The organism is Rheinheimera sp. UJ63, assembly GCF_021568285.1.
In the GTDB taxonomy this organism is placed as follows: domain Bacteria; phylum Pseudomonadota; class Gammaproteobacteria; order Enterobacterales; family Alteromonadaceae; genus Alishewanella; species Alishewanella maricola.
In genome coordinates this window covers 465,503-489,124 of record NZ_JAKGTQ010000002.1, presented here as the reverse complement: position 1 = coordinate 489,124, position 23,622 = coordinate 465,503, and the positions used below count along the sequence as shown (strand labels likewise).

The 23,622-nt window shown below is 46.9% G+C and carries 24 protein-coding genes; 10 read left to right on the top strand and 14 right to left on the bottom strand.

The features are described from left to right. Positions 1-199: 199 nt before the first annotated feature. Positions 200-601, top strand: coding sequence for a lactoylglutathione lyase (gene gloA, locus L1N97_RS08305; protein ID WP_229584247.1), 402 nt, complete (start codon positions 200-202; stop codon positions 599-601). Between the two features lie 55 nt (positions 602-656). On the opposite strand, the gene L1N97_RS08300 is transcribed toward gloA, so the two are convergent. The 6 genes from L1N97_RS08300 to L1N97_RS08275 form a co-directional block, all read right to left on the bottom strand. Continuing rightward, positions 657-1,496: a substrate-binding periplasmic protein gene (locus tag L1N97_RS08300; RefSeq protein WP_236129460.1), complete on the bottom strand. Its 840-nt coding sequence runs from the start codon at positions 1,494-1,496 to the stop codon at positions 657-659. Positions 1,497-1,541: 45 nt separating this feature from the next. Next, positions 1,542-2,432: an aspartoacylase gene (locus L1N97_RS08295; RefSeq protein ID WP_236129459.1), complete on the bottom strand. Its 891-nt coding sequence runs from the start codon at positions 2,430-2,432 to the stop codon at positions 1,542-1,544. Positions 2,433-2,593: 161 nt separating this feature from the next. After that, positions 2,594-2,809, bottom strand: coding sequence for a bacterioferritin-associated ferredoxin (locus tag L1N97_RS08290; protein ID WP_236129458.1), 216 nt, complete (start codon positions 2,807-2,809; stop codon positions 2,594-2,596). A 75-nt stretch (positions 2,810-2,884) separates the two neighbouring features. Then, positions 2,885-4,087, bottom strand: coding sequence for an ABC transporter permease (locus L1N97_RS08285; protein WP_229584251.1), 1,203 nt, complete (start codon positions 4,085-4,087; stop codon positions 2,885-2,887). Then, the gene (locus L1N97_RS08280; RefSeq protein WP_226750063.1) at positions 4,087-4,887 is read right to left on the bottom strand and encodes an ABC transporter ATP-binding protein; all 801 of its coding nucleotides are present in this window, start codon (positions 4,885-4,887) and stop codon (positions 4,087-4,089) included. Before L1N97_RS08280 ends, L1N97_RS08285 begins: the two co-directional genes overlap by 1 nt. A gap of 9 nt (positions 4,888-4,896) precedes the next feature. Then, positions 4,897-5,718 carry a DUF3025 domain-containing protein gene (locus L1N97_RS08275; protein WP_236129457.1) on the bottom strand — a complete coding sequence of 274 codons (822 nt, stop codon included), beginning with the start codon at positions 5,716-5,718 and terminating at the stop codon, positions 4,897-4,899. A 163-nt stretch (positions 5,719-5,881) separates the two neighbouring features. Here L1N97_RS08275 and asnB point away from each other — a divergent pair, with 163 nt between their 5' ends. Then, positions 5,882-7,546, top strand: coding sequence for an asparagine synthase B (gene asnB, locus L1N97_RS08270; protein WP_226750065.1), 1,665 nt, complete (start codon positions 5,882-5,884; stop codon positions 7,544-7,546). A gap of 256 nt (positions 7,547-7,802) precedes the next feature. On the opposite strand, the gene secF is transcribed toward asnB, so the two are convergent. From secF to L1N97_RS08255, 3 genes are all read right to left on the bottom strand, one after another. After that, positions 7,803-8,747, bottom strand: coding sequence for a protein translocase subunit SecF (gene secF / locus L1N97_RS08265; protein WP_236129456.1), 945 nt, complete (start codon positions 8,745-8,747; stop codon positions 7,803-7,805). Between the two features lie 10 nt (positions 8,748-8,757). After that, the gene (gene secD / locus L1N97_RS08260) at positions 8,758-10,611 is read right to left on the bottom strand and encodes a protein translocase subunit SecD (protein WP_236129455.1); all 1,854 of its coding nucleotides are present in this window, start codon (positions 10,609-10,611) and stop codon (positions 8,758-8,760) included. A 210-nt stretch (positions 10,612-10,821) separates the two neighbouring features. After that, entirely contained in the window at positions 10,822-11,139 is a 318-nt protein-coding gene (locus tag L1N97_RS08255; RefSeq protein ID WP_236129454.1) for a hypothetical protein, read from the bottom strand. Between the two features lie 222 nt (positions 11,140-11,361). Between L1N97_RS08255 and atcJ the strand changes: the two genes are divergently transcribed. The 6 genes from atcJ to L1N97_RS08225 all read left to right on the top strand — a co-directional run bounded on the left by atcJ (position 11,362) and on the right by L1N97_RS08225 (position 16,726). Continuing rightward, a complete protein-coding gene (atcJ, locus tag L1N97_RS08250) occupies positions 11,362-11,646 on the top strand; it encodes a cold adaptation protein ActJcold adaptation protein ActJ (RefSeq protein WP_226750069.1) in 285 nt (94 codons plus the stop codon). A 7-nt stretch (positions 11,647-11,653) separates the two neighbouring features. Further along, entirely contained in the window at positions 11,654-12,199 is a 546-nt protein-coding gene (gene atcA, locus L1N97_RS08245) for a cold adaptation protein AtcA (protein WP_229584258.1), read from the top strand. Between the two features lie 2 nt (positions 12,200-12,201). Then, positions 12,202-12,966: a cold adaptation protein AtcB gene (gene atcB / locus L1N97_RS08240; protein ID WP_229584259.1), complete on the top strand. Its 765-nt coding sequence runs from the start codon at positions 12,202-12,204 to the stop codon at positions 12,964-12,966. 11 nt (positions 12,967-12,977) lie between these two features. Beyond that, on the top strand, positions 12,978-13,874 hold the full coding sequence (gene atcC, locus L1N97_RS08235; protein ID WP_229584260.1) for a cold adaptation protein AtcC: 897 nt from the start codon (positions 12,978-12,980) through the stop codon (positions 13,872-13,874). Positions 13,875-13,965: 91 nt separating this feature from the next. Next, positions 13,966-14,823, top strand: a complete 858-nt coding sequence (locus L1N97_RS08230) for a PA4780 family RIO1-like protein kinase (protein WP_236129453.1) — start codon at positions 13,966-13,968, stop codon at positions 14,821-14,823. 385 nt (positions 14,824-15,208) lie between these two features. After that, positions 15,209-16,726, top strand: coding sequence for a DUF3360 family protein (locus tag L1N97_RS08225; protein ID WP_229584261.1), 1,518 nt, complete (start codon positions 15,209-15,211; stop codon positions 16,724-16,726). Positions 16,727-16,920: 194 nt separating this feature from the next. Here L1N97_RS08225 and L1N97_RS08220 read toward each other — a convergent pair whose 3' ends face one another. The 3 genes from L1N97_RS08220 to L1N97_RS08210 are packed head-to-tail and all read right to left on the bottom strand — an operon-like array spanning position 16,921 to position 19,310. After that, on the bottom strand, positions 16,921-17,208 hold the full coding sequence (locus tag L1N97_RS08220; RefSeq protein WP_229584262.1) for a hypothetical protein: 288 nt from the start codon (positions 17,206-17,208) through the stop codon (positions 16,921-16,923). A gap of 45 nt (positions 17,209-17,253) precedes the next feature. Then, positions 17,254-18,423 carry a vWA domain-containing protein gene (locus L1N97_RS08215; protein WP_236129452.1) on the bottom strand — a complete coding sequence of 390 codons (1,170 nt, stop codon included), beginning with the start codon at positions 18,421-18,423 and terminating at the stop codon, positions 17,254-17,256. 44 nt (positions 18,424-18,467) lie between these two features. Beyond that, on the bottom strand, positions 18,468-19,310 hold the full coding sequence (locus L1N97_RS08210) for an AAA family ATPase (protein ID WP_226750075.1): 843 nt from the start codon (positions 19,308-19,310) through the stop codon (positions 18,468-18,470). Between the two features lie 125 nt (positions 19,311-19,435). Here L1N97_RS08210 and cysK point away from each other — a divergent pair, with 125 nt between their 5' ends. Further along, entirely contained in the window at positions 19,436-20,407 is a 972-nt protein-coding gene (gene cysK / locus L1N97_RS08205; protein ID WP_229584264.1) for a cysteine synthase A, read from the top strand. A gap of 171 nt (positions 20,408-20,578) precedes the next feature. Next, positions 20,579-21,028 (top strand): hypothetical protein, encoded by a 450-nt coding sequence (locus tag L1N97_RS08200; protein WP_229584265.1) that lies wholly within the window; start codon positions 20,579-20,581, stop codon positions 21,026-21,028. 41 nt (positions 21,029-21,069) lie between these two features. Here L1N97_RS08200 and L1N97_RS08195 read toward each other — a convergent pair whose 3' ends face one another. After that, positions 21,070-21,813 carry an enoyl-CoA hydratase-related protein gene (locus L1N97_RS08195; protein ID WP_236129451.1) on the bottom strand — a complete coding sequence of 248 codons (744 nt, stop codon included), beginning with the start codon at positions 21,811-21,813 and terminating at the stop codon, positions 21,070-21,072. 19 nt (positions 21,814-21,832) lie between these two features. Further along, a complete protein-coding gene (gene ggt, locus L1N97_RS08190) occupies positions 21,833-23,572 on the bottom strand; it encodes a gamma-glutamyltransferase (RefSeq protein WP_236129450.1) in 1,740 nt (579 codons plus the stop codon). Between the last annotated feature and the right edge of the window lie 50 nt (positions 23,573-23,622).

Genomic DNA, 23,622 nt, shown 5'->3' with positions numbered 1-23,622 from the left:
TTCTGCAAGGCGTTTTAACCTTAAGCGCTACCAGCACAACACAGATGCGCAGCCTAGCGAATAGCAGTCTTTTCATATAACAGAATATGTTACTATCTGCTGTGCTTTGCCATAGCGCATCCGTGCGATGATGCTGTCGACATTTAGGCAAGCATACAGTTTTAAGAACATTGCAAGCAGACAAAGCAAAGGGGTCATCATGCGAATTTTACATACCATGCTACGCGTTGGAAATTTAGAACGGTCAATCGCCTTTTATACCGAGGTGCTGGGCATGAGATTATTACGCCAATCTGAAAACAGTGAATATCGCTATACGCTGGCGTTTGTCGGTTATGGCGATGAGAAAAGTGATGCCGTTTTAGAGCTGACCTACAACTGGGGTGTTGACAGCTATGAGCTGGGTGGCGCTTTTGGTCATATAGCCTTAGAAGTAGAAGATGTTTATGCCGCCTGCGACAAGATCCGCGCTAAAGGCGGTGTGATTAGCCGCGAGCCAGGCCCCGTAAAAGGTGGCACAACAGAAATCGCATTTGTGCGCGATCCCGACAATTACGCTATTGAGTTAATTCAGAAAAAAGCCAGTTACGATACGTTGTAAGGTTTAACCTGAAAACTCGACACTTAGCGGCTGAACGTTAAGTGTCGAGCAAGCATTAGGATGCCGTGTTTGGCGACTTACCGGCTAATTGCTCAAGCTTTTCAATCACGCGCGCTGGGTAATTTGATTGATAAAATCGACGTAAGGTGCCATCGCGATACAATTGTTCTAATTGTTGCTGCCACAACGCAATTTCACTGTCAGAAAAATCCAAAGAAAACGCCATATACAACGCCACTTCATTGAGTGCAATAAGCGGCACTAAACGCAGTTGTGGCTCTTCGTACATGTCGCCGCGACGAAAACCATTCATGGGCGTGACATCGGCGCGCCCTAATCTGAGCATATCTAAACAATCTGTCTGCGTTTTCATTAAGACCAAATTGGTATCTTCAGAAAAACCTAAGGTCGCTAAGATCGGTAAGTAAGAGGCGCCACGATAACCGCAGGCAACATAATTTTTACTTATCTGCTCTGCATTCATGCCCTTTAGTTTCGGTGGGCCATATAGCTGCATATCGAAATACATAATAGGGCCGACCCATTTAAATAATGGCTCGCGCTCGGCATTACGCACGGTTTCGAACAAAATACTGCGCGGTGTATGCTGAGCCCGTTGCATCGCTCGCGCCCAAGGCATTAAATAAAACACCCTTTCTTTGCCAACACGTTCGGCTAAGATATTCATCAAATCGATAGTAGGCCCGATGACGTCACCATGGCTATCTAGTTGCACACCGGGGTAGCTCGTTTCAGTTAAGAACACCACTGAACTTTGACATTGTTTGCTTTGACAACCAAGTGCCGAGGCAGGCGCACAGGCAACCCCCAACACTAACCACAAGCCAAGTGCTCGAACACGCCGTAAAGTGCTATGACTAACAGATAAGCTCATACACATCCTATGTTTAAAGGCGTACTCGTTTAGCGCACGCCTTTTTTATTCCAATTCTATAATGACTTTTTCATTTAATGACATCGCCAAATTATTATCATAATAAGCCGCTTCATTAATAAAGGTAGGATAAACTACATTTTCACCTTCATAAAGTACTTCAGTACCATCAAACAAGGTGAAGATTGGATCGCCTGGGTTAATCGGTTGATAATCACGATCTTGCACATTTTTATGCACCATACCCATGCGCTCCCCCGCCGCATTCATCGGTAACTTAATCGAATGTAAGTAACGAAACGCGTCGGTTTTTTTCGGTAAGGCTGGCAAGTTATCCTGATTGTAAAGCTCAACAAAATCAAGAATGTGCTGCACCATTGTTTGCATTAACTCTAACACATCCTGGCGTAAAACCGATTGTGGCTGTGGCCCTACTTCGACCAACACGCCGTAACGGCCTAAGGTACACATTAAAGCGTGCTCTTCTGCCGCGAAATGATCTTCATCACGCGAAATTATCGCTTCTGGCATGTTCATTTTAACGTAGGCCGCCATTTTATTATAAAAAGGCCCTGCTTGCGTCAAAATCAAACAAGCGCCCATATTACTGGTGGTGTTGTGTAAATCGATCAGCAGATCGGTGCGCGCAGCGCCTTTGGGACCTAACTGGGCGTTTAACACTTTAGCTCGGCTTTGTTCGTAATCGGTAAGTTCAGGGTTTGCCAGATCCACGTTTTTAAATTGTCGATTTAAATCACTGTGCAAATAGCGCTTATTCGCAGCATAAGCCGCAGGATTAGCCCAGACCGTTTCAGTTGTAAAACTGGTACGACGGCAGCGCTCAGGCTCAGCTTGATAGTGTTTCACCAAGTAGATCCCTGAAAACTCATTACCATGTACACCACCGACGATGGCAACCTGCTTAATCTTATCCATTAACTGCTCCAAAGCGTTCGACTTACCTTCACAAAACCACGTTTACTATACAGCAACGCCTTTACAGGCCTCTGTATGAGCAAGATTGAGCTATTATGCTGGGCTTTGCGACGGAATGAAAATAGAAATGTGGCGATAAGCGGAATTAATTGTGTACGAACTTAAGCAGCCGGTTTTGCTAACTTATCGATAATATCGGCGTTCGGTTGTTGCTTCACCAGTTCATTATGCAGCAACTGTGCTGCCTGACACAGACATTTACCACACTGAGAGCCTACCCCCAGCTGATTTTTGAGTGCGCGCATTGAATCTGCACCTTCAGCAATAGCCTGCTTAATGGCTTTGTCAGATACCGCTTTGCAAACACAAATGAACATGGCGTGATCTCCGTTCTGGACACCACGCCATATTAATACTATTGCGAATCGTTATCAATAGCTTTTAGTTGCCATTTAACGAAACAGCACTTTTTCTTGTTGGAACCAGTGCACACAAAAGGCAATTAATGCTGCAGCTAATAGCACTGTCGCACCAAAAATCAGCGCAATCATACTGGTTTCCGCCGTACCTTTAATCAACTCTTTAATGGCTAACGCGACATTCATTACCGGAATAAAAGCGGTTTTCGCATTTAACTCAACACCTGGCATCATGGCGGCAGCAAGAGGAACAAACATCAAAATACTGAGCGGGCTCATGTAGTTTTGCGCTTCTTTAAAGGTTTTGGCATAAATCGAGATCGCCAATAATAAAGAGGCAAAGATGGCCGACGTTGGTACGATCATCATAAAAATCAACAACAACTCTGGTACAGAAATCGCTCCCATCGCCTCTTTAACCACTGAAAAACCGGCAAAAGAGCCTATCACCGCGCCCCATATACCGAAGCTGGCTACCGTGATCAGTGCCCCCGCCAAGCCTGTCGTCAGTACCGTAGCAAATTTACCCAATACAATGGCAGTGCGGCTAATCGGACAAATTAACAAGGTTTCTAGCGTACCCCGCTCTTTCTCCCCCGCGCCCATGTCAATCGCCGGATAAGACGCGCCGAGCAAGCACAACGGGATCAAAATATAAGCCACTAAGGCCCCAAATTTTTCACCCAGATTTTCACGTTTCGCTGCCGTATCCAGTTTTTCAACCGACACGGGTTTTAAAATCGCAGTTAGTTTTTCAGGATCAACACCCAGTGCACTTAAGGATTGACGTTGCAAAGTACCGGTATAATTTTCAAGCATTTCATTAAAATAACGAGACATAAAGTCTAACTGGCTAGCTTGGTTATAAATCAGCTGCCATTGGCTTTGTTCAACGGCTTGTTGTTTTGCTTGAAAATCAGCAGGGATCACCACGGCTACGTCAAAATCACCGGCACGAATAGCCGCAATCAACGCTTCAGGCTCGGTCAATGAGGTTGTCACCTGCTTAAAGTTTTTATGATAAAACAACGCTTGGGTAAACTCAGGAGCTTGCTGCTCGTTAATAATGACGTAGCGATGTTGCTCTTGCATGGCTTTATTGGTGGTTGAAGATAACACCAAGCCCATAATGCCGAAGATCACCGGAAAAATAAAAATTGGCAGTAGGATCACGAAAATTAATGTTTTTTTATCCCGCATTAATTCCGTAAGTTCTTTCAGATAAACTTGCCACATTAGACGGCTCCTTGTGCTGCAGGTTGTTGCTGTAAGACAGATAAAAAGGCCTGACGTAAATCGCCCGTGGCACTTAAGGCACTAAATTGTGCCAAAGCACCCGAAAAGCTGCTGATCCCTTTATCAATGACCACCACACGATCACACAAACTCGCCACTTCATCTAAGTGGTGAGTAGAGAAAATCACTGGGATCCCTGTCGTTTTTAACGACTGAATAAAATCTAATACCGTTTGCACGGTCATGATGTCTAAACCTGTGGTCGGCTCATCGAAAATCACCACTTTGGGGGAATGAACTACCGCCCGCGCTATCGCCGTTTTTTGTTTCATACCAGTAGACATATTATCGGCACGCCGATTGGCAAAATCGTGCATGTTCAGCAAAGTAAACAGCTCATCAATGCGCTTTTTAATGGCCGCATCAGACATACCATGTAATTTGGCAAAATAAGCAATATTTTCATAGGCGGTTAATTTGCCATATAAGCCGGTATCCGCTGATAAAAAACCAATTAACTTACGCGCTTTTACGGGTTCTTTTAACACATCCACACCGTTAATCAACACCGCACCCGCATCGGGTTTTAAGGCCGTTGACAGCATCCGTAACGTCGTGGTTTTACCCGCGCCATTCGGGCCAAGCAAGCCTAACACTTCACCCTGACCACAGGTAAAACTGACATCACGTACCGAATGAAAGACTTTATTACTGTAGCGAACATCCTGTTTCTCTGTATCAGATAACTTATTGCCTTTACTTAACGTAAAGCCCTTGGCAAGTTGTTTTATTTCTATCATCTAACAGTCCTATTGTTGAGTCTTGCGTGGACGAAAATACTCCGTATTGGCATAAAAAACCTCTGCATTATTATCAGCATACCAACCGGGTAAGCCTAATAACGGCAAAGGTGTAAGCTGGTCATTATTAAGCAGTTGCTCAGTGTTAGCAATTTGTTGAGAGAGTTTTTCATCGAGAAAAGTGTAACGATCTGTTAAAGCCCATTGGCTAAAACCGGTAGGCACATCAATAAACCAGGTTTTCGCGGTTAAGCCGATAAAGGGTTGAGTGGCCATTTCATAAATAGCATGGCCGAAAATCACTGGCACGATAGCGTGCTGCCAATCATGGCGCTGCTGCCAAAAACTGCGCCGCCAAGCATGTTGTTGTAACCACTGACGATGTGCCTGAGCGCTCGGCTCCAGCGCAATCAGCACACCACATTCATCCAGCAAGGTTAATTTGTTGCGAATTTTACTGCGCTGCTGTTGTCCATGTAAGGCCATTTCGCTGATGTGCAGCTGGTTGATCTGACGTTTGGTTTTAGGAAACAACCCCCAAATTAAACCGCCAAACAGATCATGCCAATTTTCAGCACGGGTCGGAATGTGCGACGTCGCAAAAATAAAAGCTTCGTAGTAACGTCCGTCAGCTTGCAACAGCGCATCGTCCACCAAGCGATAATCGCTTTGGCCCAACCAATGATTAAGTTGCACTAAGGTTGGCCAGTTGTTAAGTTCGGTCAGTGGAAACAACTGACACAACTCGCTGAAGATCGGGTTAGTGCTTAAATACTGCGCCGACCAGTTGGCGGGGGCGTTAAAGCGGTTTTTTGCTGATTTTTTATTCATAAGCTTTCACATTTGACGAGAGTGGTTATTTTTTGGACTATTAAAGGAAATAAACCAAAAAGCACTTGCAATTTAACGCTAGCATGGCACATTCAACGGGTACGTATAGACGTACATACTGCCAAAACTTATTGTGTTATTAATTTGATTATCAGAGGTTATCATGTGTTCGATATTTGGGGTGCTTGACATCAAGACAGATGTTAAAGCATTGCGCCAGCAAGCGCTGCAGTTATCTAAGTTATTACGTCATCGTGGTCCTGACTGGTCAGGCATTTGGAACGATGATAATGCTATTCTGGTGCATGAGCGCCTAGCGATTGTAGATACTGAAAATGGTGCCCAACCTCTCATTAATACCGAGCGAAATCACATTCTGGCAGTGAATGGTGAGATCTACAATCATAAAGCACTCGAAAAAACCTTGAGTACGCCCTATCCGTTTAAAACAAAATCGGATTGTGAAGTGATCTTACCGTTGTATTTAGAGCACGGTGCTGAATTTATTGATCAGCTGCACGGCATGTTTGCCTTTATTTTGTATGATGCTGAACAGCAACGCTATTTAATTGCGCGTGATCATATGGGCATTATTCCGTTGTATTACGGTTATGACGAACATGGTCAGCTATTTGTCGCCTCAGAGTTAAAAGCGCTAGTACCGGTTTGTAAGCAAATCAAAGAATTCCCGCCAGGCCATTATTTTGATAGCAAAATTGGTGAACTGCGTCAGTACTATCAACGCGATTGGCAAAGTTTCGATGCGGTTAAAGATAACCCTGCCAATGAAACTGAGCTGCGCGAAGCGCTTGAGCACAGCGTAAAAACCCACCTGATGTCAGACGTCCCTTATGGGGTATTGTTATCCGGCGGTTTAGACTCGTCCTTAATTTCAGCTATTGCTCAGCAATTTGCTAAGCGCCGTGTCGAAGATGATGATCAATCAGAAGCTTGGTGGCCCCGTTTGCACTCTTTTGCCGTCGGTTTACCCGGCTCGCCTGATCTGATTGCCGCCCAAAAAGTAGCTGATGCCATTGGTACTGTGCATCACACGGTGCACTTTAGCGTGCAAGAGGCATTAGACTCGCTGCGTGATGTGGTTTATCACCTAGAAACCTATGATGTGACCACGATCCGTGCTTCCACACCGATGTATCTGATGGCTCGTAAAATTAAAGCCATGGGCATTAAAATGGTGTTATCTGGCGAAGGCTCAGATGAACTGTTTGGTGGTTATTTATATTTCCATAAAGCGCCGAATGCCAAAGAGTTCCATGAAGAAACACTGCGTAAATTAGATCGTTTACATTTGTTCGATTGTAATCGTGCTAACAAAGCCATGTCAGCTTGGGGTATTGAAGCGCGTGTGCCGTTCCTAGATAAAGAATTTATGGATGTGGCTATGCGCTTAAACCCACAAGCGAAAATGTGCGGTGGTGGCAAAATGGAGAAACACATTTTACGCCATGCATTTGAGGGTTTACTGCCTAATGAAATTTTATGGCGGCAAAAAGAGCAATTCTCGGACGGTGTCGGTTACAACTGGATTGACAGTTTAAAAGCGCATGCCGCAAAAGAAGTGTCTGATCAGCAGATGGCCACCGCCAGCTTCCGCTTCCCGGTCAACACGCCAGATAGCAAAGAAGCCTATTACTACCGGGTGATCTTTGAAGAGCATTTCCCACATGCAGGTGCCATCTCTTGTGTGCCAGGCGGTAAGTCTGTCGCTTGTTCCACACCAGAAGCCTTAGCTTGGGATGCCAAAATGGCTGAAATGACCGATCCTTCGGGCCGGGCGGTTCGAGATGTTCACGCACAAGGTTATTAAGCCATCGCGTTTTTTAGCTATAAAAGTTGCCTGAAAAAGCGCAACCGCTACACAGAACACTTTTATTGTTGTGGCACAGTAACTCAGTTGAAAAGGACTCAGGTCCTTTTCAACTGAGCGGCTCTCCCCCTCAATAGCGTGCTGATACCCCTGGTTGCTTTAAAGAGCACCGCTCATATCCGATGACCGGTGCTCTTTTCTGCCCTAATTAGCTTAGCTGAACGTCAAATGATTAACGACCTACCCTTAAGCACTTTTATAGTGGCAAATCATTCGTGGCGCCTTCTTTCTCAATCACGGGCACCAGCAAATCTTCCCGCGTTAAACCCAACACTAAGGCGATGGCACTGGCCACATAAACTGACGAATAGGTGCCGACCAGAATGCCGAACAACAACGCCGTTGCAAAACCATGGATCAGTGCACCTCCCATATAAAACAGTACCAGTAACACCAATAGTGTAGTTAACGAGGTAATAACCGTACGGTTTAAGGTGGTGGTAATAGCATGGTTAATGGTTTCTTCCGCGCTACTATCACGCAGTTTGCGAAAGCTCTCACGAATGCGATCAAATACCACAATCGTATCGTTGATTGAATAACCAATCAGCGCCAACACCGCCGCTAAAACCGTCAGATCAAACTCTAACTGCAATAATGAAAATAAACCCAGCGTTAAAATTACATCGTGCCCTAAAGCCAAAACGGCCCCAAGTGACAAGCGCCATTCAAAGCGCAGGGTGACATAGAGTAAAATACCTAATAAGGCGACTAGCAACGCTAAGCCCCCATCTTGCTTTAAGCCCGCGCCAACACTTGGCCCCACAAACTCAATGCGCTGCATACTGATCAGAGGATCAATCTGCTGCGTTAACGCGCTTAATACCGTGCTGCCCAGTTGTGTTTGTGCAAGCCCCTGCTGCAACGGGATACGGATTAACACATCCTGACTACTGCCAAACAATTGCACAACGGCATCGGCATAACCGGCACCGGCTAAAACCTCGCGCACTTGCACCAAATTAGCGGCTTGCTGAAATGCCACTTCAATCACTGTACCGCCAGTAAAATCTAACCCCCAATTTAAACCACGCGTGGCTAATAGCATCAACGAGCTAAGCACCAGTAGCACAGACACACTCACGGCCAGCCATTTATAACGCATAAAATTAGCCGGTTGTGTAAAGTTAAATACTTGCATCAAATACCCCTTAAATAGACAGTGACTGCACACGGCGGCCACCCCAAATCATGTTGACGATTAGGCGGGTACACAGCACCGCAGTGAAAATTGACGTTAAAATCCCTAGCGCCAGCGTAATAGCAAAACCTTTCACCGGGCCGGTGCCAATGCCAAACAGAATTAATGCCACTAACAAGGTGGTAATATTGGAATCGGCAATGGTGGCAAAGGCGCGATCGTAGCCTTCATGAATAGCCTGTTGCACAGAGCGCCCTGCGCTGAGCTCTTCTCTGATCCGCTCAAAGATCAACACATTGGCATCCACTGCCATGCCTACGGTTAACACTATGCCGGCCATGCCGGGCAAACTTAGGGTGGCGCCAGGGATCATCGACAATAACCCTACCAGCAACACCACATTGGCGAGCAAAGCAACATTCGCGACCAAACCAAAGCCTTTGTAATACACCAGCATAAACAACAACACGGCCAGCATGCCAAAAGAGATGGCTTGCATACCAAGCTTAATATTTTCTTGGCCTAAACTAGGGCCGATGCTGCGTTCTTCTAAGATTTGGATCGGTGCGATTAAGGCGCCCGCGCGTAATAACGACGCCAGCTGTTGAGCTTCAGCAGACGAGCTTAAACCGGTAATTTGAAAACTATGGCCAAGGCGCATACGAATGGTGGCATCATTTATCACCTCTTGCTGTTTAATCAGCACGGCACTGCCATCCTCAGCACGCTCGGCACTGGCTTTGTATTCAACAAACACCGACGCCATGCGCCGCCCGGTGGCGTTTTTAGTGCCTGCCGATAGCAATTCGCCACCCTGTGCATCCAACATAATACTGACTTGCGGCATGCCATATTCATCGTAGCCAGAGCTGGCATCGGTGATCCGATCCCCGGTCAGCATAATACGTTTTTCAAGTAAAATGGGCTGCCCGTCACGGGTTTGGAATAGCTCAGCATCGGCGGGTACGCGACCGGCGAGCGCAGCGGCTAAATCAGCTTGAGTGTTCACCAGGCGAAACTCTAACGAAGCCGTCGCCCCTAAAATCTCTTTGGCTTGCGCGGTATCTTGCACACCGGGTAATTGCACAATAATCCGATCGGCACCTTGGCGCTGCACAATCGGCTCGGCCACACCAATTTCGTTTACCCGATTACGCAAAATCGTTATATTTTGCTCCAGCGCCTCTTCACGCAGCGCTTTTAATTGCAGCTCTGACAGTTGCAACAGCAAAGTAACACCATCATCGGCACGACTGAGCAACCACTGTCGATCTCGTTTTGACAGCAGTGATTCTAACGAGGCTAAATCAGCAGCACTTCGCAGTGCAATCTGCAGTTGAGCATCAGTTGGATCGGCTTGCACGCTGCGATAACGGATATCGGCTTGCCGCATTTCCACACGCAGTCGTTGCTGCAAATCATTCATGTGTTTTTGCTGTGCCGCTTGCATATCCACCGCTAACAAAAAATGCACGCCACCGCGTAAGTCTAAACCCAACTTCATTGGCGTCGCACCAATCCGGGCTAACCACGCGGGCGTGGCAGGCGCTAAACTCAAGGCCGTAACATAATTATGATCAAGTGTTTTGTTGAACAGCGTTTGCGCTTGTAACTGTGCTTCGGTATCAGCAAAACGTAACAGTAATTGACCGTCTTGTAATTGCAGGGCTTTAACGGGGATATTCGCTTGTTGCAGCGTTTGGCTTAACTGCGCCTGAGTTTGTTCGCTGATTTTCGCGCCACGGGTTGCACTGATACTCAGTGCCGGATCGGCTGGATACAGATTAGGCAGTGCATAAATCAGTGCCAACAGCAGCAAACTGATCACCATGCATACCTGCCAAGTTGAATTCTTGTTTAGCATAGCTGCTCCTTGCTAACAGGCGCATCAACATGCCGACACACTTGAAGTAACAGCGGGGTAAATAATATAAAAAGCACAGGCAATAACGCTTTGCCAGGCATAAGCGCAATATCAATAAAAACCATATTTTCCTCTCACACCAAAGCGCTTCTTGGCTTTGGTTAAGCTAGCTTAAACAGTGCGACGAACCACAATGGGTCGCGCCATCATTTAAAGGCTGAGGAACAAAGGGGGGGCGCGTGCTTGCGCAGATGAAAATAAGCGGTTGGCCAACACCGCTAAACGCTGCGTCAGCGCAACAACGGTACTAAGATGCCCTAGCCCAAGGTTGCGACTAAGCAGGGCAACATCAGGCTGATCGGGTTCTTCATCCGCTTCGTTAGCTAAAAACTGCGGCAGTGCCACAGGCACCGCTTGCAACTGGCTGTCTATCTGCGGCAATACTCTAACGTCATACACCGCAGACGAATGCGGTGTGCAAAGTACCGTTAGATACAACAGAATGATTAAACCGCTAAACCAGCGCATAACACCTCGATGCAGAGAAAAACCTGTTACGCCGCTTAAAAGTGCAGTGTAAACGTAACATAGGCCTGCATATGATGCGGCTAAATAGCGCATTACTCAAGTGGCTAAACTTAATAAAGTGGAATTGCATAATGCGCTGCCAACACTGCATCAGATCTGCTATGATTTGCGGCTATAATTTACTGTTTAACCCCCTAGTCGCCGTCTGTACAGGATAACAACATGATTAATCACTTTCGGGTACTGGGCGTAAAGTCTAATGCCAGTGATGACGAGATTAAAAAAGCGTATCGCCGCTTAGCCAATAAGTTTCACCCCGATAAACTACACGGTTTATCAGAAGAAGAATTGCAGCAAGCCGCCAATCAATTACAACGGGTCAAAACAGCCTATGAAGTGCTGGGCGATCCGAAGTTACGTAGCGCCTTCTTAAAAGATTTTAATAACGTTATTGTTACCGATCCTGCAGCCGCAATGCGTGAGCTGTGGGACGAATATTACGCCTGAGGCCATCATGAGCAGCAAATTAAACTTGGCACGGATCCGCGCCTTACAAACCGACGCCGGTGAAAATATAGATTCGTATAGCGACCCAGAAAATCCGAAAGCGCTTGAGCAATTTACTAGCAAAATGAAAGCCGTATTACTAGCTGATCCTGAAATGCTTGAGTCGGTACCAGAGTATTTACCGATGGCGCTTTATGGCCGCGTTAAGTTCCCCCCTGCCGCGGCAGCAAAATGGCAGCAATGGTTAAGCGCCGCTAAAAAGCCCAGTTGGGAAGAGTTTAAAGTGTCTGTCGCCTTTAATAATGCGGATTTGCCCTTGGTAAAAGCCATTCGTGATTATTCTGAAACGATGTTAATTGAAGCCTGTGCCGCACTGTATTTACTAACGCAAAATGTGGCCATACCCAAAGGCCACGCGGCTGATGACAGCGATGATGAACAAGAAGACGCACCCTATGGTTTTGGTGGTGATGACGAACACGATGACGACGATAGCGATGAAGAAGGCTACGACGATCAATATGATGAAATCCGCTTTAACCGGGAGGGCTGAGAGTGAGTACCGATTTAATTGCTATTGCTGCAGCAGAAATAAAAGAATTAGCGCTAGTCGAACCAAAACAAGCCAGTAAGCGTTTTGAGATTATTGCCAACACCATGAGCGATCAACAACTGGTTGATGTGATTGAGCAAATTGATATTGTTACGCTAACACAAATGAACAGCCAGCATGACTTATCGTTCCCGTCGATTATTTCTGAGCTGATGACGCCAGAAAAAATCCGCGATATTGTGTGTCAGCAACCCTTGTATTGGGAAGAAAAAATCAAAAACAATGCGGAAGATCTGAAACAGCATACCTTTGATTTTTTAACTTACCTGATCCGCACCCAAGATAACGAAGAGAAACAAGCGGAGATTTTAGAGTGTATTGCTGAAGATCCCGCCGGCTTGTTCTATTTATCCATTCCTTTTATCGAAATTTATCGCGGTGAAATTCTAGAGTATGAAAACTACTGGGAAGATAAGCTGTATGAAGATGAAGAACATTTAGAAGAAGCCGAAAGCTTTACTGAACGCCAGCTTGCCGAAGATGCCCACAATATTGGCTATGATGATCCGAAGAGCTTATTGGCGCTGATCCGCCAATTAACTCCTAAGGTAGAAACAGCCATTAAAGCGCTGATCCGCAATGAAAAATCTGGCTGGGAAGGTATTATCAATAAATTTGCTACCGAGTTGGTGATGCAAGCTAAAGAGAAAAACCAAGCTGAAGACGAATTTAGCGAAGTCGACGATATGTTTAGCTTTTTGGATTAGGGATAATTTTCATGCAGTTAGTGGTGCGGGATAGCCAGCAAGGCCCCTTTTTAACGCAGGTGATTCGACACGCGCAAGCGGCAGAACAATTAAATGCCGCTGAATTAGCGCAAATTAAAAGCAAAGCCGTGTTGATGAGCCTAAAGTTTGCTGACAAGTTCTATAACAAATACAAGATGCACCTGTTAGAACAAGCCGCTTACGATGTCATCGGCATTGTCAGTCTGGGCCTGATGGCGTTAAGCGATAAAGATCAAGTACGGGCTCTCCAGCTCTTATTAGCGCCTGAAGGTTTGGTTAAACCGTTTCAAAAAGGCTGGCACATGCTCAGCACTGTGCATCGTAAAACCTCAGGCAAAAGTTCCTTATATGGCGAGGTTGATGAACAATTGCTGTCACAAGTGTCTTGTCCGCCAGATGCGGAAGAGTGGCAAGGTTGGCCAGCCTATCAACAAGCCTTGACCGAGCATCATCGTTTTCAGGCGATGCAGCTATTACGACAACAGTTTTATCAACGGCAACAATTTGATGAATTCGAGCATTTTAGCTTAGAAGAAGTGTTGGCTGAGATTGTGCTCTATCGTGCTTTAACCGGTGGTGGTCAAGTAAAGCAAGATTTAAAACGTCGGCTACGCGAAATTGACTTTGCCGAGCATTGGTTTAATGATGCTTACCTGATGTTACAAACCGAAGCGGTATTAGCTGAATTGCCCGCTGAAAACGCCAGTGCGATCCGCCAGGATCTGGGCCAGCATTTTCATCCTGCCTTACAGCGTACCTTGTTGTTTTGCCGTGAATATCAAAAACAGCAACGGTTAGACGCATCGCCAGAAAAACTCGATGCCTTTGAACATAAACACGGTTTAACCAGCCCGCTGCTAGGTTGGCCACATTATTTAGATTTGTAACCTCCCGTTGGCAATATGCTGCTGCAACCGCAGCCTGTTGCCATGGATCGGCTTAACCTTTGGCACTTCGCCAATTTACTATAGGGGTGTTATGAAAACACCAAAACGCATCCAACCTTTAATTGATGAAGGTATTATCGATGAAGTATTACGGCCATTGATGAGCGGCAAAGAAGCCTCTGTCTATGTCGTTCGTTGCGGTAACGCCATTCGATGTGCCAAAGTGTATAAGGATGCTAGCCAACGCAGTTTTAAAAAAGCGGTACAGTATCAAGAGGGCCGCAAAGTGCGCAGCTCACGCCGCGCTCGCGCCATGGAAAAAGGTTCAAGCTTTGGCCGTGAGCAACAAGAAGAAAGCTGGCAACATGCCGAAGTGGATGCTTTATATAAGTTAGCCGATGCCGGAGTACGCGTACCTGAGCCTTACGGTTGTTATGATGGCATCTTGCTGATGGAATTAATTTTAGACGAAGATGGCGATGTCGCGCCGCGTTTAAATGATATAACGTTAGAACCCGAGCAAGCCAAACGCGATCACAAAACCATGATGCAACATATTTTGCGCATGTTAGCCGCAGGTTTGGTGCATGGCGATCTCTCTGAATTTAATGTACTACAAGATCCTACTGGCCCGGTCATTATTGACTTACCTCAAGCAGTGGATGCGGCAGCCAATAACAACGCTCAGTGGATGTTAAGCCGAGACGTGAATAATATTACCCAATATTATGGGCAATTTGCGCCTGAGCTATTAAAAACAAAATATGCTAAAGAAATCTGGGCCTTGTTTGAAGCCGGTAACCTGAATCCTGACACTGAACTGACCGGTGAATTTGCCGAAGATGAACAGTTAGCCGATATCGATGCAGTGCTCGATGAAATTAACGCCGCTTATAATGAGATGCAAGAACGTAAAGCGCGCAATGCGGCGGCAGAGCAAGACGATTAGCCACAAAATCAGTGTTACTTTTTCACCTCTTTCATAACGGACAGCGCATGTCCGTTTTTTTTACCTTGTGCGGGTCAGCAAAAATTCGCCCATCCACATCACGGCCCTGACTCGCTGTCATGCTTTAGCTGACGGCTTTCTTGCTAAGATAAAACCTTCACACATCACACACAACAACCTGCCCTCGCGTCAGCATCAACGCAGCAGAAAACCATACTCACCTTAACGGTATTACACTAAAACCGCATTAATTTCTGTCAACCTCGACCTTTGACTAATAACAATTTTCTGACGGCTGCTTTATTCTGCTGCCTCAACATGTAATTGCTTATAAAAAAAGCCGTGATTTTAATTTTTTAGTAGCAACTATGTTGCCGGGGATAACATGAACACCAAGCCTGAAGATGACAGCTTGTCTGCAGCTGCACAGGTAACGACGGAGCACGCCGTTACTGATAGCTACCAAAATTTACACAAACCCAGTTCTGAGTTCAGTAGCCGTGAAGCGTACCTCGAGCATGAACTGCAAATTATGCAGCCAAAACGTTGGCGGCCTAATTTACCGTTTCGAGATTATCGATTCGAGTTTGAAGATACCATCCCAGCAATGGCCGCCACCATCGGTAAAGTCGTTATGGTGGCCGCCATTGCTGCGACCTTTGCCAATGCCTTAGGTTTAGGCGATGCGTTTATTCTTGAGAACGTACGTTACGAACTCTTAATCGTTTCGGTATTTATTCTGTTATTTTCCGGTTTTATTTTACCCACCGCTAACTTAGCCGGCACCCATGGCCCACTGATCCCGTTGATCCCAATTGTTGTCGCAACAGGCGGTCACCCGATGGCCTTTGGTCTGTTAATTGGCGCTTTTGGTTTAATTTTAGCGCTCAGTAAAGGTGGTAGCTTATTGGCACGACTGACCAGTAAAGGCGTTTGTGGCGGCTTACTACTGTACCTCGGTTTTATAGGTACCACCTCGCAGGTAAAAAAATTGTTCGTTTGGGCAGAAGGGATCGAAAAAACGCATATCGCCTTTGTGGTCATCCTATCGACCATATTGCTCTATGCGTTCTTAGAACATTTTAAGAAACGCTGGTTAGCCGTGCCCTTAAGCTGCTTTTTAGGGGGCGCGATGGCCTTTGCTCTTGGCGCGCCTTTTGAGTTTCATACGGCACCGGGCTTACCTAATATGAACCCGATGTACTGGTGGGGTGACAACACCGGCTGGATGCTAGGTTTACCCACAATAGAAAGCTTTGTGGTGGTTCTGCCTTTTGCCATCCTTGCCGTAGCCATGTGGTCACCTGACTTTTTAGGTCATCAAGTGTTTCAAAAAATCAGTTACCCACAACGGACTGAAAAAGTATTAATGAACATTGATGACACCATGTTAAGCGCTTCAGCCAGACAAACCTTTGGCTCATTGCTCGGCGGGGCTAACTTTGCGTCTTCTTGGGGAACCTATATTGTTCCTGCCGCTATTGCTAAACGCCCTATCCCCGCAGGTGCTATACTCACCGCGCTATTTTGTATTATTGCAGGGATCTGGGGTTACCCGATGGATCTGGCCATTTGGCAACCGGTATTGTGTGTCGCCTTAATTGTTGGGGTGTTTATTCCCCTGTTAGAGGCGGGCATGGAAATGACCCGTGAAGGTAAAACCACTCAATCCGCAGCCATTGTGGTCTTTGCTTCAACCTTGGTTAACCCCGCTTTTGGTTGGTCATTAACCATTCTGTTGGACAACTTAGGCTTAATTGGCTGTAAAGAACGTAGCGCTGAGTTAACCCATATGAGCCGTTGGATCATCCCACTGGTGATGTTTATCGTGTTAACGACGGTGATGGCGATTGTCGGTATGCTACCGGGGATCCCCGCGCTTATGCCGAGCTTCCGGCAGTAAAGCAACGGTCATACAGGTTCACTGTTTAGTACAGCGTACCCCCTAAAAAACCCGCTAAGGCGATAAGCGTCTTTGCGGGTTTGCGGGTTTGCGGGTTTGCAACATGACATCATAATGTTAAAGTGTTACGACGAGTCCCCCCTCGCCATTGGCAAAAAATGTCTTTAAGTCATTCGTGTTTAAAGAAACGCTCATTACTTTGCTCGAAATCGTTTTAGATACCAAATCGACAAAGGAATTTCGAGGATCAGATAACATGCCAGCGTAAACCAAAACCAGTTAAGGTGCAGACCAGCCAACTCAAACACTTGCTCAGTTTGCCAATACTTGGTACCCACGATGCCAAGCGCGATGACGGTGGTTAAGCCATCCAATAACGCCACTTTTTTTAGATCAGCGCCAGCCACTCTGGGGTATAACCAAAAGTAGGCCAGTAACAACAAAACTGTAGTCAGTAGAATAACACTGAGTTCCGCGCTCATCCGTATACTCCTATTAAGCGGCGCCAATAGCTATGGCCGTTGCGCTTAGCTAAGGCTTTTAATGGCATCAGATAAACCGGTAAGGGTTAACGGAAACATACGCTGCTGCATAATACTTTGAATTAAACTGATGGAATGATAATGCCCCCACCATGCCAGCGGCTGCGGATTTAACCACGCCGCTTTGGGGTATTGTTGTAGCAACCGGTTTAACCACACTCGCCCCGGCTCGGCATTCCAGTGTTCAACACTGCCACCGGGGTAGTCAATTTCATAAGGGCCCATGGTGGCATCCCCAACAAAAATCAGTTTGTAATCGCTACCGTAAGTGTGGATCACATCAAGCACTGAGGTTTGTTCGGTAAACCGTCGGCTATTATCACGCCAGACACCTTCATAGACGCAGTTATGAAAGTAAAAAAACTCCAGATGCTTAAACTCGGTTTTCACGGCCGAAAAGAGTTGCTGACAAAGCGTGATATGATCATCCATCGAGCCACCCACATCAAAAAACATGAGTACCTTGATGGCATTATGTCGCTCGGGTACAAAGCGTAGATCCAGATAACCGCCCTGCTCTGAGGTGGCTTGAATGGTGCCGTTTAAATCCAATTCCGTTGCCGCACCACTGCGGGCAAAGCGCCGTAACTGACGTAGCGCCAACTTAATACTGCGATTGTTGAGCTCGCTGTGACTGTCTAAATCTTTAAACTCGCGTTTATCCCACACTTTTACCGCGCGGCGCGCACCACTGCCTTGTTGGCCAATGCGCACGCCTTCCGGGTTAAAGCCATAAGCGCCAAACGGCGAGGTACCAACGGTGCCGATCCACTTATTGCCGCCAGCATGGCGTTTTTGCTGTTCGGCCAAACGCTCACGCAACTGCGCCATTAAGGCCTCTAAACTGCCCAGCCCTTTTAACGCCGCTTTATCTTCCGCTGATAACTGACGAAAGATATCCGGGATGAGCCATTCGTCAGGAATACTGCTGGCTAAATCGACCGCCGCGACCCCTTCAAAATACTCAGCAAAGGCTCGATCAAACTTGTCATACTGACTTTCGTCTTTCACCATGATTAAACGCGCCAGCTGATAAAAGGCTTCGCTATCGGCAAAGATCACCTGCTGCGCTAGCGCGTTGAGTAAATCCAGCAGCTCAGTAATACTGACTTTTAAGCCGTATTTGCGCAGGGTGAAAAAAAACTCAATCAGCATAACAACACACGATGGCAGTCGATAAAACACTTAACGGCACCATTCTAGCGCCCCCGCTTAGCAATAAACGCCAGTTTTTCAACCAACTGCACATCTTGCTCGTTTTTTAACAGCGCGCCGAACATCGGCATTAAGCCGCCCTGCTGCTGTTTCTGTTGCAACACTTCGGCTGGAATTTGCTCGGCTAACAATAATTTTAACCAGTCAAGTAGCTCGGAGGTAGACGGCTTTTTCTTTAAACCCGGTAGCTCACGTAACTCGAAGAACACCTCAAGTGCGGTACTGAGTAATTGCTGGCGAATAGTCGGAAAATGCACCGCCACAATCTCGCGTAACACCTCGGCATCAGGAAAGCGAATGTAATGAAAGAAGCAGCGCCTGAGAAACGCATCCGGCAATTCTTTTTCATTATTGGAGGTAATAATCACAATCGGCCGCTGCTCGGCGCTGATATGCTCACCGGTTTCATGCACATAAAACGCCATTCGATCCAACTCATGCAACAAATCATTCGGAAACTCGATGTCGGCTTTATCAATTTCATCAATCAACAACACAGGTCGTTTTGCCGCAGTAAAGGCCTGCCACAGTTTGCCCGGTTTAATATAATTGGCAATATGTTGCACTTTTTCACTGCCTAGTTGGCTATCACGCAAGCGTGACACGGCATCATATTCATATAAGCCCTGTTGCGCTTTGGTGGTGGACTTAATATGCCACTGAATTAGCTCTGTGCCCAAACTCTCGGCAAGCTCTTCGGCCAGACGTGTTTTACCGGTGCCCGGTTCGCCTTTAATTAATAAGGGTTTTTCTAGGATAACAGCGGCATTAACCGCCAGTGCCAGCTCGGCAGACACGATGTAGTTTTCGGTACTTTGAAAGGCCATACAGGCTCCGTGCTTAGTGAAAAAACTGATATATGTTATAGCAAATTGCTACTTTAATTTTTAGCTAGGCCGCGTATGCTATGGGTTATTGTAATGGTTATTTCCTATCTTTTTTTGGAGTTTTTATGGCTAATGTATACGCAGATAACACATTGTCGATCGGCCGCACCCCTTTGGTCAAATTAAACCGTGTCGTTAAAGGCGCCAATGTCTATGCCAAAATTGAAGCGCGCAACCCAAGCTTTAGTGTGAAATGTCGCTTAGGCGCCGCTTTAATTTGGGATGCAGAGAAACGTGGCATCCTGACAAAAGACACCGAATTAGTCGAGCCAACCTCAGGTAACACAGGTATCGCACTGGCATTTGTGGCGGCGAGCCGCGGTTACAAGCTCACCCTCACCATGCCGGCCACCATGAGTTTAGAGCGTCGTAAATTGTTAAAAGCCTTAGGCGCCAACTTGGTGTTAACTGAAGGGCCAAAAGGCATGAAAGGCGCGATTGAAAAAGCCAAAGAAATTCAAGCGTCTAACCCAGATAAATACCTCATTTTGGGTCAGTTCGATAACCCGGCGAACCCACAAATTCACTTTGAAACGACCGGCCCAGAGATTTGGAATGATTTAGACGGCGCAGTGGATGTGTTTATTGCCGGTGTTGGTACTGGCGGTACTATCACGGGTGTCAGTCGCTTTTTAAAACAAGAGAAGCAGCATCCGCTGGTCACCGTGGCGGTTGAGCCGTCGGAATCGCCGGTCATTAGCCAAGTTAAAGCCGGTGAAGAAATCAAACCTGGCCCACATAAAATTCAAGGTATCGGTGCCGGTTTTATTCCTGGTGTGTTAGATGTCGATTTAATTGATCGGGTTGAGCAAGTCAGCAGTGATGATGCCATTGCCATGACACATCGCTTGATGAAAGAAGAAGGCATTTTAGCCGGTATCTCATCAGGTGCCGCGGTAGTTGCCGCAGCACGTTTAGCCGAGTTACCCGAGTTTGCCGGTAAAAATATCGTGGTGATCCTAGCCAGCGCGGCAGAGCGTTACTTATCAAGCCCCTTGTTCGCCAATATTTTCACCGAGCAAGAATTAGAAGCCTAATGGATAAAGGCGGCTTTAGCTTTGATGCCCGTCAGTGAAGCATGACGGGTGTGCTTAAGCCCCGTTGTCGGCCATGGATGGCCGGATAAATAGGCTTTTCGCCGCCTTTTTCTTTACAGATAGCCTGAAAACACCCACAATTCTGCTATCGCTTAAGGAAAATATGATGTTATGGCTTATTTAAAACTCCTACTGTTACCACTGCTATTGCTGTTAGCCAGCTGTACTGAAGACAACCCGCAAGTTAATGCGCAAGTTGGCACGCCTGAATTTATCGCCGGTGAATTTTTTCATGCTATTTATAATGAAAAAGATTTAAATCGGGCGAAAAGCTTGTCGACCAACGAATACGCCAAACTTTTAGAGTCTTACGGCTCGGTAAAACAAGTCAGCCGTACTCTATTGAATATGAGCTTTGATACCGTAGTAATTAACGTCAACAATAGCGGTCGTAATCTGCGCCAGCAGTACGATAACGATGCGACTATTCAGCTGGTTTTTGATGGCGAATTTGATAACAAACGCGTGCAAGACACTCGGACAGTTGAAATGGTAAGACATCGAGGTTCCTGGCTAGTCAAAACGGTACAAGCCGACAAGTTTAGTACCGCCATTCGTTAGTAAATGGCGGCCCTAGTGCTAAGTCAGTGCTTCGCTTAGCCTTAGCGTCGCTTAAAAAAAGCAGCCAGCTGTTGTTGGCAAGCGTCAGATGACAATAACTGCTGAAAATCCAGCAACTCCTGGCCAATCACTTGCTGCACTAACGCCTGTTGAGGGGCCTTTAATAGCGCCTTACTGCGTAATACCGCTTCGCTAGGTAATGCCGCCAGTGTTTCTGCTTTGGCTGCAACAAAGGCCAATAACTGCTCGGCCGGCACAATGTCATTCACTAAGCCAAATTGTGCGGCTTGCTCACTGCTAAAAGCCTCCCCCAATAACAAATATTGCGCGGCGCGCTGGTAACCGGCGATCTGCGGTAATAATAAACTGGATGCGGCTTCAGGGCACAACCCCAGCAAGGTGAACGGCATCTGCAAACGGCTGGCAGGCGCAGCGTAAACCAGATCGCAGTGCAGCAATAGCGTAGTACCGATGCCAATGGCCAGCCCTGCCACAGCCGCTATTAAGGGTTTGGGGAAACTGGCGGCTTCGTATAAAAACTGCACCACCGGATGCTGCATATCTAAAGCACCCGCAGATAAAAAATCTTGCAAATCATTACCACTGGTAAAGCAATCTGCATCCCCTTGAATTACCACAACCTTGGTCTGTGACTGCTGCCGTGCTTGTTGTAATGCCGCCGTAAGCTGCCGATACATCGCCAGATTTAACGCATTCTTTTTTTCAGGGCGCTGCATCGTCAGTGTTAACACACCGCTGGCCGCTTGCTCAATCAAGATAGTCATTATTACTCCAACCTAACGCTTAAAAACCACTGACCTTGCCTTCGCGGCGGGGATCTGCAGCACCTTCGAGCTGTTTTGCTTGTACTTCAATAGCGTGTAAACCACTGTTGAGATCTTGGATCCGCACATCATAACCCATTGCGGTTAAGCTCTCTTTTAACTCAGCCAACGGCGTGCCCTGCTCTAACGCCAAATAATCATTGCGATGGGTAAAACGAGGCAAGTTGATGGCTTGCTGCACATCTAAATCCCAATCTAATATGGCGATAATACTTAACGCCACATAATTGATAATACGGCTGCCACCGGGCGAACCAATCACTAAACGTAAATTATTATCGGCATCAAATACCATCATCGGTGCCATCGAGCTGCGAGGCCTTTTGCCACCTTCAACACGGTTGGCTACCCAAAGCTCACCATCGCGAGGCGCTAAGCTAAAATCCGTTAACTGGTTATTAAGCAAATAGCCGTTAACCATTAAACCTGAGCCAAACACATTTTCAATGCTGGTGGTCATACTCACCGCATTACCTTTTGCATCCACTACCGAAAAATGACTGGTATTCGGAAACTCCACTGCCTTTGAGGTGGTTTGTGCTTCAGCACCCAGCGGGATACCCGCTGTGGCCATGTGATCTTGAGCACTAATCAGGCTGGCGCGTTGCTTTAAATAGGCCGGATCGAGCAAACCGGCCAGCGGCACATGACCAAAAGCCGGATCAGTGACATACAGATCGCGGTCAGCAAAAGCGAGGCGAGAGGCTTGGCTGATGACATGCACAGCTTGGGCACTATTGGGCTGCATCTCGGCCAGTGGGAAATGCTCTAGAATACCGAGCATTTGCAACACCGCAAGGCCACCAGAGCTAGGGGGGGCCATGCCACACACTTGATATACGCGATACGCCACACAGAGCGCATCGCGTTCAATGGCTTGATAATTGGCTAAATCAGATAACGCCAAACTGCCTGGGTTAATCGCGGCTTGTTGCACCGTTTTGACCATCGCCTCGGCATTTTCACCTTGATAAAAAGCACTGACCCCTTCTTTGGCAATGTTACGTAACAGCGCCGCATACGCCGGGTTTTTCAGCGTTGCGCCTTCAAGTAATGGGCTGCCATTCGGATAAAAAAACTCTTTGGCCGGCGACAGCTGCTTCAAACCACTGTTCCAACCCATCGCTAATTGCTTCGAGGTGCGGCTACTCACGGCAAAGCCCTGCTCGGCTAAGGTAATGGCATCGGTAAATAGCGATTCCCAAGGCAGTTGGCCGTAGCGTTGATGGGCATCGGCTAAGGCTTTAAGTACACCCGGCACCCCCACCGATTTACCGCCAACATAAGCTTCGCGCCAACTCATCACCTTGCCATGATCGGCAAATAAATAAGGACCCGCCGCAGCAGGTGCCGTTTCACGACCGTCAAAAGTGGTTAAGGCTTGGTTATCCGCTTGCCAATGTAAGATAAAAGCGCCGCCGCCGATCCCTGAGCTTTGTGGTTCAACTAAACCCAGCACTAACTGTGTGGCAATAGCCGCATCAATGGCACTGCCGCCAGCTCGCAACACGCGCTCGCCCGCATCAGATGCTAAAGGATGCGCCGCCGAGACCATTGCCGTAGGAAAGCGGGTAAGTTGTTGTTGCACAATACCAGTAGTAGCTTCAGGCTCACGCGTTTCTTGCGTAGCTTGGGCTAATAAGCTGGGGGCAAAACTTATGAGTAATAACGAAACGAGTGGGATAAGAGTGCTTTTCATTATCAAGACTTTCCTTATAATACAGTCATAAACACCCTACTCAGTTCCTA